Origin of the sequence: Pseudoalteromonas sp. bablab_jr011 (assembly GCF_016464045.1) — a bacterium.
In the GTDB taxonomy this organism is placed as follows: Bacteria; Pseudomonadota; Gammaproteobacteria; order Enterobacterales; family Alteromonadaceae; genus Pseudoalteromonas; species Pseudoalteromonas lipolytica.
Genome location: NZ_JACDWU010000028.1, coordinates 66728 through 84574, shown reverse-complemented (window position 1 = coordinate 84574; position 17847 = coordinate 66728). Strand labels below are relative to the sequence as shown.

Sequence of the window (17847 nt, the reverse complement as noted above, 5' to 3'; positions counted from 1 at the left end):
TTTTGTAGGAAGGGCTTTAGCCGTGAAATGGTTTTAAGCTACGAAGTACGAGCAGCGAGGTGCGAGCTAAATCGAGGTGGGTGTTTAATGTTGCTGAACAGGTTTGCTTTTCGGCGTTAAAACGCCTCCTACGTGTGTCGTGTGCATCTTTTGTAGGAAGGGCTTTAGCCGCGAAAGGGTTATAAGTAACGAGCATCGAAAAGCGAGATACGAGCTAGCACAGCTAAATCGAGGTGGTTGTTTAATATTGCTGAATAGGTTTGCTTTTTCGGCGTTAAAACGCCTCCCACGAGTGTCGTGTGCATCTTTTGTAGGAAGGGCTTTAGCCGTGAAAGGGTTATAAGTAACGAGCATCGAAAAGCGAGATACGAGCTAGCACAGCTAAACCGAGATGGTTGTTTAATGTTGCTGAACAGGTTTGCTTTTCGGCGTTAAAACGCCTCCTACGTGTGTCGTGTGCATTTTTTGTAGGAAGGGCTTTAGCCGTGAATTTTATAAAGAGACGTTGCTGCGCAAACGCGCCATGTAAACATAACGCCTACGGTTTAAATAAGACAAAAAAATGCCACCTTTCGGTGGCATTACACACGGGATTATTTCTATTTACTAGAAATGCTTTACATCAAGTGCAAGGCCGACGATTTACTCGTCTTCACCTCACGCTTTTTAATTACTTCCAACTTTTCATTTTATGCCCTTTTACAGCATAGAAAAGTATGAATAAATAACAAGGCAACATCACAATATAAGCCATTTGTTGCGCCTCGGCACTTTTAACGCCGCCACTTGCAAGGCCCCAAAATAACGGACCAAATGCACCGCCGGCAATACCCATAACAAGCAAGCCCGATCCCACACTGGTAAGCTTACCTAAGCCCGAAAGCGCTAGCGGCCAAACTGCTGGCCAAACAATTGCATTGGCAAAGCCTAGCACAGCAATCAGCAATAAGGTATCAGGAAGTACCGATTTTAGGCCAAGCAATGTAGAAATAAAGACCGATTCATTACTGCCTGTTACTATTGCAAGCGTTAACACACAGCCTAACAGCGCTGAAATAGTCAGTGCTGCCTGCTGAGACAACACTCGTGGAGTCAATAAGATACCTAAAAAGTAACCAAGTACCATACAACCCATGGTGTACGATGTCATCACACTGTATTGCTCGACACCCAATGACAGAGCAAAGCTACCAATGGTGTCACCAGCAATTACCTCGACAGCCACATACACAAACAACGCCACAATCCCTAACGCAAGGCTCGGATGCGCCAATGCTTTTTTAACTTGCCCAGGCTGCTGTTCATCAGCATCATCAATTAGTTCAGGTAACGGCATTTTGGTCACTGCGAAACCAAGTATACCAATAAAAAGTGCCATCCCTAAATACGGTAATATTAAGCCATTGGCCATGGCATCGATGTCAGCTTGGCTGAGCTCTTTACCTACAAACCCTTTAAAATCACTCAATATGAGTGCGGTAAACACAATCGGGGCTACAACCCCTGCACCTTTATTTAAAATACCCATAACACTTACGCGGGCTGCGGCTGATTCCTCGGGACCAATTCTTACCACATACGGGTTCACCGCTGTTTGTAGTAATGTTTGACCCGCGCCCATAACGAGTTGCGCAAATAAAAACAGTGCAAACACTTGTGTTTTTGCAGCAGGAATAAATAACAACCCTGCAACCATCATGGTTGCCATGCCAAGGGCCATACCATTTTTGTAACCCACCTTACGAATAATCATCGCTGATGGAATCGCAGTGAATGTTACCGCGATATAAAACGAGAAAATAATCAACGACGCCTGAAACGGCGAAAGCTGCAAAACTTGCTGCAGAAAAGGCATTAAAGAGCCATTTAACCAAGTAGCAAAGCCTAAGATAAAAAACAGCGTGGCAACGATAGCCATAGGTATTAGGCTGCTTTGTTTATTCGTTTCTGACATGGTAATTCCCATTCATAGCATTGACTCAATTTATCAACGCTATTTGTTCAAGATGATTATAAATACGTTTGATGAAATATTTATAACACTAACGCAACAAAAATGACAGCGCTGCCATTAAACTGACATCAAATTGTAGTCATAATACGATGCCTTTAGTTAAAAGCAAGATAATAAAAAAGGGCCAAAGGCCCTTTTAGTTTGCTTGTAATCTATTAATTTACATAGGTTATTCGGCTTGTTTGCTGCGAATTTAAACGGCTACGCAAGGCTACATTCGCATCATTTTCAACACTGATCGGATCAGCATAAAGCTGCCAATTTTTTCCATTATCTAGGCTGTATTCAATGCTTAAATAGTTAAACGCTGTGTTGGCTTTTAACGTCCCATTTTCAATAACAGCTCCCGGCACAGGTAAATGCAGATTGATACCATCTTGCGCCAGCTTTTCGAGCTCTTTTAAACCCACAGCGCTTGAGAATTCAGCCCAGTCTTTCGCTTGCTTTTTGGTATCGACATTTTCGCCTTCCCACTCTGCTTTGTGCCACGCACGTTCTGCAACTGACAAAATACGCGGAAAAATCATCGCTAACACCTGATCTTCAGTACGGATAGTTTCAGACCACACCTGACCTTGCATACCCAGAATATTTTCAGGTTTCTCAAGCTTAGGTAACGGGCGACCAACCAAGGCTTCTAAATTAACAATTGGCTCGCGAGTACGGGTATAGTCTGCGTTCGCGTATACATCGTCTGGCATGTAGTTAAAGGTTTTTTTAGTATCGGTGTAACGGGTTGCCCAATAATAACCACGCTCTTCTGGGCTGGCTTCATAGGGATGATCGAAATATAAGTGCGTACCATGTGATAACACCACTTGGTAGCCGGCATTTGCTAACCGATATGCTCTGTCTGCAACGCCCCACTCCCAAATATTATCCCATGTATTAACCGTAAAGGTTTTATTTGGGAATTCATCACGTTTAAATGAATTCTCACGGTCATACATAATGCCATCTTCCCAAATTCCCGGGGAAATACCGCGCTTTTCTAATAGTGTCGCGACGCGTTGCGTGAAATATGGTTTAAGATCAGCGGGGCCCGACACGCCATTACTCGGCTCGGCAAATAACGCCTGACAAACAGGTGAGCCAATCCATGAACCAGCCCCCACTTCATCACCACCAATGTGTAGGTTTTTCAGCTGTACGCCCGCTTCGCGGTACATTTGTTGTAATTCATACGTTACTTTATCTAAAAATGCATAGGTTGAGTCCATACAGACATTCATCGAATTATCTTTGTAATTTTGTACCGTCATATACACTGAGGTGTCTTTCGGATCGGTCAGTAGATACTGTGTTGCAGGACCCATATCCACTTGTTGTATTTCTTGCTTGGCCGAGCCAGTTTTTATATTGTTTTTAGCTGCTTTTTCGGCTTGTTCGAGCATATTATGATAACGTGCCTCCATCGCTTTTATTGATGCACGCGCATGCCCGGGTCCCTCTACTTCAGGGATGATCTGAATATGGCGATCTTTTGCGTATTTTAACAGTTCAACAAATTCTTCGCGTTTTAAGTAACCATTGCCCGAACCTGTTTTAAATGGTCCCGTACCTAGCTGCGTTAATAAACAGGTGCGCTCTTCTAAATCAAAACAACGGTATCCACCTACCTCGGTAAGCTCCGGTAGGCCAGGTATTTCGAGTCGCCAGCCTTCATCTTCAGAAAAATGCCAATGTAGCTTATTCATTTTATAGCGCGCCATTTGCTCAACGAGCTTAAACATGGCTTCTTTACCGTGAAAGTTACGGCCATTATCGTAATGCATACCACGCCAGCCATAGCGAGGTGAGTCTTCTAATTCAAGCTGAGGTAAGCTTGCTGAGCCTTGGGTTGCTGCTGGCATCAAATTAAGCACACTTTGCATCGCATAAAACACACCAGCATTATCACTGCCGACGATGTTAATGACTTCATCATCAATTTCGAGGGTGTAGCTTTCAGCTTTACCGGCATTCAGTGCAGGGTCGACTTTAAGACGAATAAGTTTCTCTTTACCAAGGTTAATATGGTCAGGCTGCGCTTTAAGGCTAATACCATAGTCATCTTGTAAGTCTTGCATAAACACCATTACTTCGTGCTTGAGCTGACCTTGATAACTAATTTGCCAATCATTATTGATAGTTGTTGTACCCCGGTTAAAGTCAACTTTGCGTGGTTTTGGAATAATGCGTTTTAGTGCTTCTTCTTTACTTACAGCAACGTTATCGGCATTGTTTCTTTCAAAGCGTACTTTAGGCGTTGCAAGCACAGATAAATCTTTCGGCTCGTTATAGCGGTATAATTGGTTATCGCGCGTAAACGGCATTACAAATTGTTTAAAGTCTTCGGTATCTGTGTTTGCAAATACCGCTGGCTTATTTTTTCCTGAAACAAAAAATGCACGCGGCATAAAATCGCTGTAAGCAACAACCCATACTTGTGCATCAAAAGGCAGTTCTAGGCTTTCACCCGCTGCTAACCCTTTAAAGCTGCTCGTTGGCACTATACGGTGTAAGTCACCATTAACATGTTCAATATTTAAGCCTGCGACATGTTCGGTCGAAATTTTACGAACAGAATGAATATAAAGCTGCCAATCACTTTCACCCGCAGGCAAAGCCACGTCAGAGCGATTATTAAGCGTAATTTGACCTAAGAACCCCGCGTCTTTATTACGGAAATTATCTTCTACCGAAAATAGTAATTCAGTGTCTTTAGCAAAGTGATTAACCTGTGATTGCGTCAGTGTCGCATGTGCGACTACAGGTGATGCTACCAGTATCGCGGCGAGTATTGACCTCTTAAAATCCATTACTTTCTCCTCGTTTAAGCCCTGAGTTTACGGTATTTATTCCGTAATATTTGTCATTTTTGTTTATTATTCATACCTATCATATAAAAACTAAAATGACAGCGCTATCATTTTATTAAAAATAAGCGGGTAGCTTCATCGTAGGAAGCGTTTTAACGCTAATTTTATTAAATAGATGTTGCTGCGCAAACGCGCCATGCAAGCATAACGCCTACGGTTTGTTGTAGGCGTGAAATTTATTTCGCGCGAGAGGTTATAAGCGACGAGGTGCGAGATACGAGTTGCGAGGTGCGAGCTAAATCGAGATGGCTGTTTAATGCCAGTTAATAGGTTTGCTTTTCGGCGTTAAAACGCCTCCTACGTGTATCGTGTGTATCTTTTGTAGGAGTGGCTTTAGCCGTGAAAGGGTTATAAGCAACGAGTTACGAAAAGCGAGATGCGAGCTAATACAGTTATACTGAGAAGGTTGTTTAATACCACTGAACAGGTTTGCTTTTTCGGCGTTAAAACGCCTCCTACGTGTATCGTGTGTATCTTTTGTAGGAGTGGCTTTAGCCGTGAAAGGGTTATAAGCAACGAGTTACGAAAAGCGAGATGCGAGCTAATACAGTTATACTGAGAAGGTTGTTTAATGCCAGTTAATAGGTTTGCTTTTCGGCGTTAAAACGCCTCCTACTTGTGTCGTGTGCATTTTTTGTAGGAGTGGCTTTAGCCGTGAAAGGGTTATAAGCAACGAGCATCGAAAAGCGAGATACGAGCTAATACAGTTATACTGAGAAGGTTGTTTAATGCCAGTTAATAGGTTTGCTTTTTCGGCGTTAAAACGCCTCCTACGTGTATCGTGTGCATCTTTTGTATGAGTGGCTTTTTGTAGAGTGGCTTTAGCCGCGAATTTTAAAAGAGATGTTGCTGCGCAAACGCGCCATGCAAGCATAACGCCTACGGTTTAATGTAGGCGTGAAATTTATTTCGCGCGAAGAGGTTGTAAGCAACGAGATGCGAGATAAATAAGCTTCGAGAAGCGAGGTGCGAGATGCGAGCTAAACCGAGAGGGGTGCTTAATGCCACCGAAAAGGTTTGCTTTTCGGCGTTAAAACGCCTCCTACGTGTGTGATGTGCATCTTTTGTATGAGTGGCTTTTTGTAGGAGTGGCTTTAGCCGTGAATGTTATAAAAGAGATGTTGCTGCCTAAATGCGCCATGCAAACATAACGCCTACAGTTTGTTGTAGGCGTTAAATTTATTTCGCGCGCAGAGGTTAAAGCGGCTTTTAAATCTTCATACAAAGATACTTCTCTTCTAGATACTCATCTAAGCCTTGATGACCACCTTCACGACCCAGGCCCGACTGTTTCACACCACCAAATGGGGCAACTGGGTTTGAGATAAGCCCTTCGTTAATGCCTATCATGCCGTATTCAAGTGCTTCACTTACGCGATAAATTTGCTTGATGTTGTCACTGTAAAAATAAGCAGCTAAGCCATAAGGCACATCATTGGCAAGTTTCAGTACTTCTTGTTCGTTATCAAAGGCAATAATGCTGATTACAGGACCAAACACTTCATCATGGTAAATATCCATCTCTGGGGTGACATCAGTCAAAATGAGTGGCGCTTGAAAACTGCCCTCAAGCTCCTTATTATCGCCAATTAAAGAAGCCCCTTTGTTCACCGCATCTTCGACTAAGCTTTGTACTTTCTCTTTTGCTTTTGGGTAAATCAATGGGCCAATATCCACCCCTTCATCAAGACCATTGCCTACCTTTAACTCTGCTACTTTGTCAGTGAGTTTTTCAAGTACGGTTTCAAGCACTGAGCGCTCTACAAAAATACGGTTTGCGGCGACACAGGTTTGCCCTGCGTTTCTAAACTTCGCGCCCATGAGCCCTGTAACGGCGTCATCTAAATTGGCATTTTCAAAAATAATAAAGGGAGCATTACCACCGAGCTCCATCGATGTGTTCTTAATTGTAGAAGCGCACTGAGCGAGTAATTGCTTACCGACCCCAGTTGAACCTGTGAAAGTAAATTTACGTACGCGCTCAGACTCTGTCATGATTTCGCCGACCATTTTTGCGTTTTCAGATACCACCACATTTAAGGCACCTTTCACGAAACCGGCTTTATCAGCGAGATATGCAAGTGCAATTGCACACAATGGCGTATGCTCAGAAGGTTTAATAACAAAGCTACAGCCTGCCGCATATGCGGGGGCAACTTTACGCGTGATCATGGCAATCGGGAAATTCCACGGTGTAATACCTGCCACCACACCCACGGGCTGCTTTATTGTTGATAAACGATGCTGACTATCCGTCGCAGGAATACTATCGCCGTAACTGCGTTTGGCTTCTTCGCTAAACCATTTAATAAACCCGGCGCCGTACTCCACTTCACCCAATGCTTCTTTTAAAGGTTTACCTTGCTCTTTGGTCATTAACTCAGCAAGTTGTTGTTTATGCTCAATGACTAAGTCGTACCAACGTCGCAACGTTTCACTGCGCTCAGTCGCCGTTGTTTGCTTTAGTTTGCTAAAGGCTTCGTCGGCACTTTTTATAGCCAGTTCAACCCCGGCTTTATCAATATTAGAGACATGGGTAATCGCCTCTGCGGTTGCGGGATTATCGACACTAAAACGCTGGCTTGTAGAATAAAAGTCACCGTCGATAAATGAATCAGAAAAAACCAAATCAGACATAGAACCTCCAAGTTAAAGACACTAGAAATCAGAAATCTGACGACTATCATCTGAAATCTACTATCTGACAGCTAAAAAACAAAAAACCGCTGTAGAGACCAAGCAACTACAGCGGTTTTTAGGTATTCAAAGCCGTTAAGAATTAATGCTCTTCATTAACGATATTGAGATTATACTTTGGAATTTCAACCACAAGATCTTCATCTTTAATGATTGCTTGGCAACCAAGACGAGACTCTGGCTCAAGTCCCCATGCTTTATCTAACATGTCGTCTTCTAGCTCATCACTTTCGTCTAAAGAGTCAAACCCTTCGCGAATAATTAAATGACATGTCGTACACGCGCATGATTTTTCACAGGCATGTGGGATGCTAATGCCATTTTTAAGCGCAACATCTAATACAGTTTCGCCTGCAGGTGCTTCAATTGCTGCGCCTTCTGGGCATAACTCTTCGTGTGGAAGAAAAATAATTTGTGGCATACCTTACCTCGTTAAACTTCGTCTACTGACTGCCCTTGCAGCGCTTTTTTAATTGATGCGTCCATTCTACGCGCAGCAAACTCGCTACTTGCATTATCTACAGCTTCAATCGCTGCTTTAATTTCTGCCGGTGTTGTGGCACTTTCGCGTACCGCAATAAGTTTAGCAATTTCTGCTTTTAATACACTTAATTCTTGTTCATCAAGCAATTGGCTATCGGTTGCGAGTGAGGCTTCAAGTGCTTCAACAACACGTAATGCTTCAACTTGCTGCTCTTTGAGCATTCGCGCTTCCATGTCGTCTTTGGCATTTGTCATCGACTCTTTCAGCATATTAGCAACTTGGTCATCCGATAAGCCAAATGAAGGTTTTACCTGTATTTCAGCTTGCACACCGGTTGATTTTTCCATTGCTGATACGCTCAATAGACCATCGGCATCAACTTTAAAAGTAACACGAATATGCGCTGCACCTGCCGCCATAGCTGGAATGCCCTTTAAGCTAAATTTAGCCAGCGATCGACAATCATCTACTAATTCACGCTCGCCTTGCAGCACGTGTAATGACATCGCCGTTTGACCATCTTTAAAGGTGGTGAACTCTTGTGCACGCGCCACCGGAATTGTGGTGTTACGTGGAATGATTTTCTCGACCAAGCCACCCATGGTTTCAAGACCAAGCGAAAGTGGTAGTACATCGAGCAATAACATGTCTGAATCGGGCTTATTACCCACTAACACATCTGCTTGCAGTGCAGCACCAAGGGCCACAACGCGGTCGGGGTCAATTGAGGTCAGTGGTTCTTTATCAAAAAATGCCGCAACTTGTGAGCGTACAATCGGCATGCGGGTAGACCCACCCACCATAACAACTTGCAGTACTTCTTGGTTTTCGATGCCGGCATCTTTTACCGCACGTCGGCACGAGCGAAGCGTTTTCTTTACAAGTCCTAGCGCCAATTCATCAAAGGTTTCGCGCGTTACTTCAACTGTGTAGCTTTGGCCATCAAACTCTAAGCCAACGTTCACTGTTTGGTATTGGCTTAATGCTTCTTTACAGGCTTTTGCTTTATTGATGAATAAACGTAAAACCGATGCCGATAACTCGTTAACACCCGTTTGCTGCTTAAAGTAGTCAACCAGTAATGAGTCGAAATCGTCACCACCTAGGCTCGAATCACCGCCTGTCGCCATGACTTCGAATACCCCTTGATGCAGGCGTAAAATAGAGATATCGAAAGTACCGCCGCCCAAGTCATAAACGGCAATAATGCCTTCTTGACCTGAGTCTAGGCCATAGGCAACTGCCGCCGCTGTTGGCTCGTTGAGTAAGCGTAAAACATTAATACCCGCAAGTTCAGCCGCGTCTTTAGTGCTTTGACGCTGTGCATCATCAAAGTACGCTGGCACAGTGATCACGGCGCCCATAATATCTTGGCCGGCAAAGCTTTCTTCAGCACGTTGTTTTAAGGTTTTCAATATTTCACTTGAAGCAGACACCGGGCTGATTGGGCCAGCAACAGTGCTAATGGCAAGTGAGCCATTATGTTCACAAAACTGATACGGTAATTGACCGTAACTTTGCTCAATTTCGGTTTGTGTTTTGCCTAAGAAGCGCTTCACTGAAATGAGTGTATTTGCTGGGTCTTGTGTAGCCGCTGCAGCCGCTTGTTCACCCACTAATATGCTGTCTGCTTGGTACTGAACAACCGACGGCAGCATTGCATTACCTGCAAGGTCTGTTAGTGTGCGAGCTTCGCCACTTTGGACAGTCGCAACAAGTGAATTTGTTGTACCTAGGTCAATACCCACTGCCAATTTGTGCTCATGTGGTGCCGCGCTTTGCCCCGGCTCAGCAATTTGCAATAATGCCATAATGCTCTTTTAAACTCTTAAATAGCTGTTAAGTTACAACTAACGATTAATCATCAAATAAACTGTCTTCAATTCGCTCAAGTTCTTCGCGTAGCTTATAAACAAACTTTAACTTACGAATATTATCTGCCGCTGCCTGCCATTGCTGTTCATCATTGCTTGCTAGCTGATCAGCCAGTTCGTTGCTGTATTGCGTGTCTAACTGTTTAATTTGCGTTTCAAACTGGGCAATTGCTGCATCAGGATCTGCGGCATTTTCAAGCTCTTCGAGCTCTTCTCGAAGCTCCATTTGCTGCATTAAGAATAGCGGATCTTGTAATGTTTGTTGTTCAGCACGAATATCAACGCCCAACTCACTAAGCATGTATTCAGCACGCTTTACCGGGTGTTTTAACGTTTGTAATGCGTCATTGATTTCAGCCGCGTTTTGCACAGCAAGTAGTTTGTCGCGGCTACTAGCACTGGCATGACGATCTGGATGAACTGCACGTTGCAGCTCGAGGTAGTGTTTATTAATAGTCGCTAAATCAATGTTATAGTCTACTGGAATCGCAAATAACTCAAAGTAACGCATTACATAATCCAACTCGGTAAACAGAAAAAGAACAAAGCCCTACACAGGTAGGGCTTCAAGCAAGGAAAACGTGCTAGCTTAAACGGTAAAGCTTTCGCCGCAACCACACTCATCGGCCTGATTTGGGTTATTAAACTTAAACCCTTCGTTCAAACCTTCTTTAGTGTAGTCAAGTTCAGTGCCGTCTATGTACACTAAGCTTTTTGCATCAACGATTACTTTCACACCGCGACATTCAAAAACTTCGTCGCCATCTGCTAACTCATCAACAAATTCAAGAACATAAGCAAGACCTGAACAGCCCGTCGTTTTAATGCCTACGCGAAGGCCAATGCCTTTACCGCGATTTGCTAAAAATGATTCTACGCGGTTTGCTGCCGCATCTGTCAATGTCACTGCCATGAATTTATCTCTTACTTCGCTTGTTTGCTTTTGTAATCAGCAATCGCTGCTTGAATCGCGTCTTCTGCTAAAATTGAACAGTGAATTTTCACTGGTGGTAATTCAAGCTCTGCACTGATATCAGTGTTTTTGATTGTTGAAGCTTCGTCTAATGTTTTACCTTTCACCCACTCTGTTACAAGTGAAGAAGAGGCGATTGCGCTACCACAACCATATGTTTTAAATTTTGCATCTTCAATAACACCTTCTGGTGATACTTTAATTTGCAATTTCATTACGTCACCACACGCAGGTGCACCCACCATACCTGTTGCAACAGATGGATCATTTTTGTCTAAAGAACCCACGTTACGTGGATTTTCAACATGATCGATTACTTTATCACTATAAGCCATAATACTATCCTCACTACCTGCTAGCGGCGGCGATCACTGATTAGTGATGCGCCCACTCAACTGAATCTAAATCAATACCTTCTTGATGCATTTCCCATAAAGGAGACATCTCACGTAAACGGCCAATCGAGTTTTTGATTAGTTCGACGGTATAATCAATCTCTTCTTCAGTCGTAAAGCGGCCAATGCTGAAACGAATTGAGCTGTGTGCTAATTCGTCGTTACGGCCTAACGCACGTAGTACATAAGAAGGCTCTAAGCTTGCTGAGGTACAGGCTGAACCTGATGAAACAGCAATGTCTTTAACAGCCATTAATAACGACTCACCTTCAACAAAGTTGAAGCTGATGTTTACAATACCCGGAACTGACTGACTTGGTTCACCATTGAAGTAAACTTCGTCCATATCAGCCATAATGCCATCAACCAAACGCTTACGAAGTGCGCTGATATGTGCATGGTCTTTTTCGAAATCTTCTTTTGCGATTCTAAATGCCGCACCCATACCCACTAATTGGTGAGTAGCCAGTGTGCCTGAACGCATACCACGCTCATGACCACCACCGTGCATTTGTGCTTCTAAACGAGCACGTGGCTTACGACGAACATACAATGCGCCAACACCTTTCGGGCCATATACTTTGTGGCCAGAGAACGACATAAAATCAACTTTTAACTGTTGCACGTCGATAAGTACTTTACCTGCACTTTGTGCCGCATCAACGTGGAACATAATTTTGCGCTCACGGCACATTTCGCCGATGGTCGCGATATCTTGGATAACACCTAGCTCGTTGTTAACGTGCATGACACTAACAAGTACCGTGTCATCACGCATAGCGGCTTCAAGCTTTTTAAGGTCAAGTAAACCGTTTTCTTCAACGTCCATATAGGTTACTTCGAAACCTTGACGCTCTAATTCACGACATGTATCAAGCACTGCTTTGTGCTCTGTTTTAACCGTGATGACGTGCTTGCCTTTCTTTTTATAGAACTGTGCAGCACCTTTAATGGCGAGGTTATTTGATTCTGTAGCACCTGAAGTGAAAACAATTTCACGTGGATCAGCGTTAATCAGATCAGCAATGTCTGTACGCGCTTGATCAACCGCTTCTTCTGCTTGCCAACCAAAACGGTGTGAGCGTGATGCAGGATTACCAAAATTACCGTCCATAGTCAGGCATTGCATCATTTCTTTTGCCACACGTTCATCAACAGGCGTGGTTGCTGCGTAATCTAAATAAATCGGTAACTTCATTTCTCTCTCCGCTTTCGTCAAGCTACAGTTGACAGCTTACTTGAATGTTTTCCAGTTGCTTAATTGCAGTGTTGATGCTGTTATCTTGGCGCGATGCGACTTCTTTCACATCTGATTTTTCTACCAATTCAGCAAGGGTAATACTATTTAAAAAATCTTCGATACGCGCGCTTAAATCTGACCACAATGTATGAGTCAAACAGCGCATGCCACTTTGGCAGCCACCCGTTGCACCATGGCAGCGAGTTGCATCAACAGACTCATCAACGGCATTGATAACATCGCCAACAGAAATTTCATTCGCGCCACGTCCTAATAAATATCCACCACCTGGGCCACGCACAGAAGTCACAAGGCCATTTTTACGTAAACGGGCGAATAATTGTTCGAGGTAAGACAACGAAATTTCTTGTCGCTCAGAAATATCGGCAAGGGGCACTGCACCCACATTTGTATGGAGTGCAACATCCAACATGGCGGTTACTGCGTATCTGCCTTTTGATGTTAACTTCATGGAGCCCCCGATGTTACTGCACGCTAAGGTGTGCAAATTTTAATTACCAGACCAAAATAGTCAAGTATTATCACGTGATAAAAATTGATACTTGCCATTGATAAAACCGAATACCCGACTAAATTGGTCAAGTACTATGTCTATTGTAATTACCTGAGTAATTTAGTCAAGTATTATGCTTATAACCTGTGATTATTTTATAGACTTATTAATTGAAGTCAGAATGCCGCGTAAAATATTCATTTCGGCTTCTTCTGGGCGCGCACGATTAAACAAACGACGTAATTTAGTCATCACCATACCTGGGTGCTGTTTGATGATAAACCCGGTGTCGTTTAATGTTTGCTCTAAATGCTCATAGAACAACTCAGTTTGTTTTGCGTTAGGGTAAGTAACGTCGTCTTGTTCTTGCTGTTTTGGCTGGGTGTTTAAATACGCCATACGTGTTTCATAGCACAGAGTTTGTACTGCCATAGCAAGGTTTAATGAGCTGTATTCTGGGTTCGCAGGAATGCACACATGATAGTTACACTGTTGTAACTCTTCATTGGTTAAACCGCTATTTTCACGACCAAACACGAGTGCAACCGGGCCATTCGCCGCTTCTGCCACTAATTTTTCACCACATTCACGTGGCTCAACCATCGGCCAAGACAAGGTTCGCGAACGAGCACTGGTGCCAATCGTTAAACTACAATCAGCAATCGCATCAGCAAGGGTATCAACAACCACGGCTTTGCCTAAAACATCGGTTGCACCTGCAGCAAGCGCACTGGCATGACTATCAATTTCACATGCAGGGTCAACAAGATAAAGGTTTGATAAGCCCATCGTTTTCATAGCACGTGCTGCTGAGCCAATATTACCAGAATGAGATGTGTTAACTAATACGATACGAATATCATCAAGTGTCATTGCGTTGTTACTTACTGAATGTCAAAAATTGCGCGAATTCTACCATGAAAGCTATTCTGGAGGCTATACAGATCACGCGATCAATCAGTATTGATCACAGATCATGGGCGGTGCTAGGGGTTTTTCTTTTACTAGTACATCCTTATTTTTAGTATCAGATTTATGTATGAAACGCCCCGTATAATTTTTAGCTTTTAAAAATAGTCAGATAGAAATTTAATTTAAAATCAGTTCAGTACAAAAAACAACCAAAAGTATTTCCGCTTTGTTGTTTACTTTGCAGTAAAAACCGCTAGAATACGCCGGCTTAAATATATTCGTTCTTTTACAACCCAAAGGTAATGCTATGCATCCAATGTTAAACATTGCGGTTCGCGCTGCGCGTAACGCAGGCAAAATTTTACTTCGCGCAAGTGAAGACTTATCAAAAGTTGATGTACAACAAAAAGGCACTAACGATTTAGTGACTAACATCGATAAAGAAGCTGAAGCCGCAATCCGTGACACTATTTTAAGATCTTACCCTGATCACTGTATCGTTGGTGAAGAACTAGGTGAGCACAAAGGCAAAGATGCAGATTACCAATGGATTGTTGACCCACTTGATGGCACAACAAACTTCATCAAGGGTATCCCTCATTACGCAGTATCAATCGCACTTAAAGTAAAAGGTCGTTTAGACCAAGCTGTTATCTATGATCCAATTCGTGGTGAATTATTCACAGCGTCTCGCGGTCAAGGCGCACAGCTTAACAGCAAGCGTTTACGTGTATCAAAAACTAACGAGTTAGCAGGTTCTATTCTTGCTACAGGCTTTCCGTTTAAACAAAAGCATCACTTAGACGCATACTCTGAGGCATTCAAAGCTTTATTTATTCACACGGCTGATATTCGTCGTGCAGGTTCTGCTGCTCTTGATATGGCGTATGTTGCAGCTGGCCGTGTTGATGGCTTTTTCGAAATTGGCCTTAAACCTTGGGATACAGCCGCTGGTGAGCTTTTAGTTAAAGAAGCGGGCGGTATGGTTGTTGATTTCGCAGGCGGTATTAACTACAACCAAAGCGGCAACATTATCTGTGGCGCGCCTAAATTAACACAAGCAATCATTCGTGAAATTCGTCCAGTATTAACTGAGTCACTACTTCGCTAATGACCCATTAGTTCTAACGCGTGATTAGCATGACAAAAAGGAGCTACGGCTCCTTTTTTTGTGGCTGAAAATAGTCATTCTCCAACTTTATTTCTATGGCACTCTTTTCTGTAAACGGCAGACCGGCTAAGTCTTCAGCAAAGTAACTGTTGAACAGCTGATCAAACTCACCTGAGCTTTTCATCGCGTTTAAGCCTGTTAATAATACCTCGGCTAGCTCTGGCTTGTTATTGCTAACAAAAAAATAAAAAGCGCTCGGGTAGCGAATATAAACATTGGGCACAATCGCCAGTTGCTCACTATTTATTTGCTTAAGCTCTGAAGTCACCTCGATAAATGAACGCGGGAAGTAATCAACCCGGCCACTTATAACTAAGTTAAACATTGCTTGATAATTCGCCAGTGGCCGAACCGCTAAGCCATTTTGCGCCAATATTTTTGTATCAGGCCAGTCATGACCTTGTATAGCGGTAAACGCCATTAAGTCTTGTTTAGTTTTTACCTCTTTAAACCGCGGTAAAAATTCACGTTTTGTAAGCAGTGCGCGTTTACCGATAAACCCTTTAAATAAAGGGACTGGAACAGCAATCGCTAGATGCTCTCGCTCTGGGCTGGTCATACTCCAGTAGACATCGGCTTGGTTTTCGTCGAGCATGAGTAATGTGCGCTGTTGATGAGGGTGCACCAGTACTTCGTTTATAACGGTGGGATACTTTGCGGCACGAAACGCTGCACCTAGCAGCGCGTGTAAATAATGATCGCGCTGATACAAGGGACGTTGCTCTATGGCTAAGTTCACCACATTTTTGGCATCAATTGGCAGGCTGCATCCTAGGCTTAGCACAACAAGGATTGCACTACATAGTCGCTTCATTATTATTATTCTTAACGTGTTTTTTTTAACCTACACTGGCTTAGAGTGAGACACAAGTGAAATTGGCCGAACTCAAATTTTCTTCATAACCCGATTTGCAGGGTGTCATCGCTCGCGGCACTTAGCCTTACCACTGCCGGGGCCGGACAACGACGCTTACAAACAAATAAGTGACTCGTTTTAAAGCGTTTGGCCTCTTTTTTCGCATCGGTTGCGAGTGCTGCAACTTGGTGGCTATTAATGCATTGCTCAAGGTCAGGTTTAACGAGACCAATCGACAGCGTTAGCAAAGGTACAAACTGTTTTTTACCTTCGCGGTTACTCGCCCAATACCCCCCTTGCGAGATGTGTTCAGGGGTAAAAAAGGCGCGTGATTTCTCTTCAAATTCTGAAATGATCGCATGGCATCTATGCTCTGCATCGTCTTTATCGAATACCACCATAAAATCATCGCCACCAATGTGACCAACAAAGCCTTTGCTTTTGCTACAAACATCAACGATCACTTCGGCTAATAATTTGATCACACTGTCGCCACTGGCGTATCCATACAAATCATTAAATTGCTTAAAGTGATTTAAATCGACATACGCTAACGAAAACGCATAACTGTTGCGCAGCCTTAATTCGATAGCTTCATTTATTGCCACATTACCGGGTAGCATGGTCAATGGATTTGCGTGTTGAGCGTGGCGTATTTTTTCTTCTGTGATGTGTTTGAGAATATTACGCAAAGGTGCCAATCCTAAGTAGTCGCCGTTGCGTGTTATGACGATATGGCGGCGAATATCGAATTCAAATTCGGTGATTTGTTGACTAACCGTATCAAGCAATTCGTTTTCATCAACCACTAGCGGTTGCTTATCCATTAGTGCGGTAACAGGCTGCTTATCATAAAGCGCGTGACCATAAGGAGCTGCAAACACCTCGGTAAGTTGATCTCTGTGTAATAAGCCTACGGGACTATTTTGTTCAAGGACAGCAAGACTGGTGAGTGTTTTATCTTGCTCAAAAATACTGTGCGCATCTTTACAACGGGTATTCGCCTCAATACTGACATGCTCAACAGCAAGCCAACCGATAGCCATTGATTGTTCAAAGCTGCTGCTGTTGTCTGATGATTCAAGGTGTTTTAAGCAATGCAGATTAATTTGGTAGCTGGGCTGTAAACTCGGTCTTTCTAATAAAAAGCCCTGTGCATGCTGCACTCCTAAACTTTCGAGTAAACGTAACTCTTCTACGCGCTCGATACCTTCGGCAATCACTTGGGTATTCGTGGCTTTAGCCAATACAATGATTGATTTTAGAAACTCTTTTTTCACCACACTTTGGTCACAATGATCAATAAAGTAGCGGTCAATCTTTACAAACTCAGGGCATAACTCAGACCACTGCTTTAACCCCGAATAACCTGCCCCTAAATCATCAATGGCAATTGAAAAGCCTAATTGACGATAATGCGCAATGGTCTTTAACAATAAACATCCGTCGTCTACTTTTTCTTGTTCAGTTACTTCAATGACAACGCGATTAGCCGCCAGCCCAAAATGTTCAACTAGGTGTAATGTTTCGCCTTTAGGATGACATGGGTCGAGCAGTGTTTTAGGGCTGACATTTAAGAACAACTTACCTTGCAGGTTGAGCTTAACAAAGTTTTCAATGGCTTTACTGCGACACAAAAGCTCAAGTTCTGAAATTTTATTGCAGGCAATTGCAGCAGAAAATAAAGCGCTGGGCATCTCAAGTTCAGAGCTTTTTGGCCCCCGACTTAAAGCCTCGTAACCCAAAATATGTTGATTAGAAACATCAAAGATGGGCTGAAACAGCGTTTTAATGTCACTGTTTTCTAATATTCGCTGTAGTTGTGCACTCACCTTTCACCTAGTTTCTGTCATACA

The 17847-nt window shown here is 43.2% G+C and carries 14 protein-coding genes; 1 reads left to right on the top strand and 13 read right to left on the bottom strand.

The genetic code is table 11. The features are described 5' to 3' along the window. Positions 1 to 670: 670 nt before the first annotated feature. The 11 genes from nagP to trmJ form a co-directional block, all read right to left on the bottom strand. Positions 671 to 1954: an N-acetylglucosamine MFS transporter NagP gene (nagP, locus tag JIG41_RS01050; RefSeq protein WP_409372700.1), complete on the bottom strand. Its 1284-nt coding sequence runs from the start codon at positions 1952 to 1954 to the stop codon at positions 671 to 673. Positions 1955 to 2169: 215 nt separating this feature from the next. Continuing rightward, positions 2170 to 4815: a family 20 glycosylhydrolase gene (locus JIG41_RS01045; RefSeq protein WP_075593904.1), complete on the bottom strand. Its 2646-nt coding sequence runs from the start codon at positions 4813 to 4815 to the stop codon at positions 2170 to 2172. Positions 4816 to 6084: 1269 nt separating this feature from the next. Then, positions 6085 to 7512 carry an NAD-dependent succinate-semialdehyde dehydrogenase gene (locus tag JIG41_RS01040; RefSeq protein ID WP_036973287.1) on the bottom strand — a complete coding sequence of 476 codons (1428 nt, stop codon included), beginning with the start codon at positions 7510 to 7512 and terminating at the stop codon, positions 6085 to 6087. A 142-nt stretch (positions 7513 to 7654) separates the two neighbouring features. After that, positions 7655 to 7993, bottom strand: a complete 339-nt coding sequence (gene fdx / locus JIG41_RS01035) for an ISC system 2Fe-2S type ferredoxin (RefSeq protein ID WP_036973288.1) — start codon at positions 7991 to 7993, stop codon at positions 7655 to 7657. A gap of 11 nt (positions 7994 to 8004) precedes the next feature. Next, on the bottom strand, positions 8005 to 9867 hold the full coding sequence (gene hscA / locus JIG41_RS01030) for a Fe-S protein assembly chaperone HscA (RefSeq protein WP_196857453.1): 1863 nt from the start codon (positions 9865 to 9867) through the stop codon (positions 8005 to 8007). 46 nt (positions 9868 to 9913) lie between these two features. Then, a complete protein-coding gene (hscB, locus tag JIG41_RS01025) occupies positions 9914 to 10441 on the bottom strand; it encodes a co-chaperone HscB (RefSeq protein WP_075593902.1) in 528 nt (175 codons plus the stop codon). A gap of 78 nt (positions 10442 to 10519) precedes the next feature. Continuing rightward, a complete protein-coding gene (gene iscA / locus JIG41_RS01020; protein WP_036973291.1) occupies positions 10520 to 10843 on the bottom strand; it encodes an iron-sulfur cluster assembly protein IscA in 324 nt (107 codons plus the stop codon). Positions 10844 to 10854: 11 nt separating this feature from the next. Further along, the gene (iscU, locus tag JIG41_RS01015; protein WP_036973292.1) at positions 10855 to 11238 is read right to left on the bottom strand and encodes a Fe-S cluster assembly scaffold IscU; all 384 of its coding nucleotides are present in this window, start codon (positions 11236 to 11238) and stop codon (positions 10855 to 10857) included. Positions 11239 to 11278: 40 nt separating this feature from the next. Next, on the bottom strand, positions 11279 to 12496 hold the full coding sequence (locus JIG41_RS01010; protein WP_036973293.1) for an IscS subfamily cysteine desulfurase: 1218 nt from the start codon (positions 12494 to 12496) through the stop codon (positions 11279 to 11281). Positions 12497 to 12518: 22 nt separating this feature from the next. After that, positions 12519 to 13010, bottom strand: coding sequence for a Fe-S cluster assembly transcriptional regulator IscR (gene iscR / locus JIG41_RS01005; protein ID WP_036973294.1), 492 nt, complete (start codon positions 13008 to 13010; stop codon positions 12519 to 12521). A gap of 192 nt (positions 13011 to 13202) precedes the next feature. Continuing rightward, entirely contained in the window at positions 13203 to 13925 is a 723-nt protein-coding gene (trmJ, locus tag JIG41_RS01000; protein ID WP_074989227.1) for a tRNA (cytosine(32)/uridine(32)-2'-O)-methyltransferase TrmJ, read from the bottom strand. A gap of 346 nt (positions 13926 to 14271) precedes the next feature. Here trmJ and suhB point away from each other — a divergent pair, with 346 nt between their 5' ends. Next, positions 14272 to 15075: an inositol-1-monophosphatase gene (gene suhB, locus JIG41_RS00995; protein WP_036973296.1), complete on the top strand. Its 804-nt coding sequence runs from the start codon at positions 14272 to 14274 to the stop codon at positions 15073 to 15075. A gap of 43 nt (positions 15076 to 15118) precedes the next feature. On the opposite strand, the gene JIG41_RS00990 is transcribed toward suhB, so the two are convergent. Further along, complete coding sequence (locus JIG41_RS00990; RefSeq protein WP_199524126.1) at positions 15119 to 15949, bottom strand: ABC transporter substrate-binding protein; 831 nt, start codon at positions 15947 to 15949, stop codon at positions 15119 to 15121. A gap of 83 nt (positions 15950 to 16032) precedes the next feature. Then, on the bottom strand, positions 16033 to 17823 hold the full coding sequence (locus tag JIG41_RS00985) for a bifunctional diguanylate cyclase/phosphodiesterase (RefSeq protein ID WP_199524125.1): 1791 nt from the start codon (positions 17821 to 17823) through the stop codon (positions 16033 to 16035). Positions 17824 to 17847: the final 24 nt, after the last annotated feature.